The 1,782-nt window shown below is 27.9% G+C and carries 2 protein-coding genes; both read left to right on the forward strand.

Features of this window, described 5'->3' with window-relative positions; translation table 11 throughout:
* Positions 1–289: 289 nt before the first annotated feature.
* Entirely contained in the window at positions 290–730 is a 441-nt protein-coding gene (locus tag AC1DTM_RS25100; RefSeq protein ID WP_016104817.1) for a MarR family winged helix-turn-helix transcriptional regulator, read from the forward strand.
* 44 nt (positions 731–774) lie between these two features.
* Entirely contained in the window at positions 775–1,596 is an 822-nt protein-coding gene (locus AC1DTM_RS25105; RefSeq protein ID WP_477001151.1) for a class I SAM-dependent methyltransferase, read from the forward strand.
* Positions 1,597–1,782 lie beyond the last annotated feature (186 nt).

Genomic DNA, 1,782 nt, shown 5'->3' on the forward strand with positions numbered 1-1,782 from the left:
ATACTACCCCTTTATTTCATTATGTAAAAGATTTTACCATAAAATTATTAATAGTATAATGACTGAAAAAGACATTGGCTTCATTAGTTTTTTATGTATAAAGTAATATTTTATAATTTTTCCATTCTCCTCTTATAAAAATACTTTAACTTTTCCTCTACTGTATTTCTCACGACTTAAATAACATCGTATTAGTAAATAAACAATTACTAATATCAATATAATTATTTGATTTTAAGTGAAAATAGTAATAAAATAATTACTAAATTGATAAAGGACACGAAAAATAATGACTAATAAAGAATTAACAAACGAATACATGAATTTATTATTAAATATGTCAGGTACTTTCAAATTATTATCAGAGAAATCCACTGAATTTACACATTTAGAGCAACACATAGTTGAGTATATTGCCCAGCAAAAAGTCGCTGTAAATTTAAAAATGATTGCTAGTTATTTAAACATACCTAAACAACAATTAAGTGTAACCGTTCGTAATTTAGAGCAAAACGGATACATTATAAAAAAACAAGATACAGTAGATAAACGAGCTGTTTTAATTTCCTTAACAGATAAAGCTGAAAAAGCACATTATGAAAGATGGAAACAAATTTATAATAATTTCACTAGTAATCTTGAAAAACTCAATGAAGAAGATCAACATGATTTAACTTACGGACTGTATAAAACAAATAAAATGCTATCAAAAATGCTAAATAACGACTAATCATATATATATAATATTTTTTATTATTAAACGGAGGACGTTTCATGGTTAAAGAAATAGATTTACAATCAGTTCAAGGTACTATGCTTATTCCACTATGGGGACGAGCATATGGTAGTGAGAAAAACAAGGATATTTTAGATGATACGGAAGCTATTCGGATTATTAAAGAATGCGACTTTGATTTCTCTAAAATAGCAGATACATTTGGCGAATACGGATGTATCACTTACATTACCCGTGCACGAAAAATTGATGATACTATAAAAAAATTTATTACAAAGAATCCGAATGCTACTATAGTAAATATCGGTTCTGGACTAGACACTACTTTTTCAAGAATTGATAACGGTACAATACAGTGGTATAACCTTGATTTGCCTGATGCGATCGCTTTTCGCAAAACATTAATTGAAGATACACCACGAAATATAAACATTGCCAAATCATTTTTTGACACTTCTTGGTTCAACGATATAAAATATGATCCAAAAGACGGTATTCTTTTTATATCAGCAGGTGTGTTTTATTACTTTAAAGAAGAGGAACTGAAGGAGATAATTGTCGCTATGGCAAAACGTTTTCCTGGAGGAGAGTTATATTTTGATGCTGAATCAAAGTTCGCACTGACGCTTTCGAATGCTACTGTAAAAAAATCTGGTAATAACGGTGCTATGATGTATTTTTATGTAAACAATCCAAAATCAATAGAAAGATGGTCTTCTAACATAAAAATATTAAGCTGTTCCCCTTTCTTTAAACATCTACCTACAAATAAAGATTGGGATGGAAGTACACGAATCATGATGCGGATTGTAAATTTAATAAAGATGTTGAAGTTCGTTCATATACGGTTTGAAAAATGATTAATCTATAGCTTATATATTATATCGTATACAAAAAAGACCTCGATTTTATTAAATTCATATAATAATAGGATAGTTAGTCCATTATGAGGGCTAATTATCCTTTTTTATTTACATAATGAATGAAATAAGCAAAAAAATAAACATTCAGTTTAATCAGTATAATATAGATATATACCTTGAAAC

Source organism: Bacillus sp. P4_D3 (assembly GCF_056401855.1).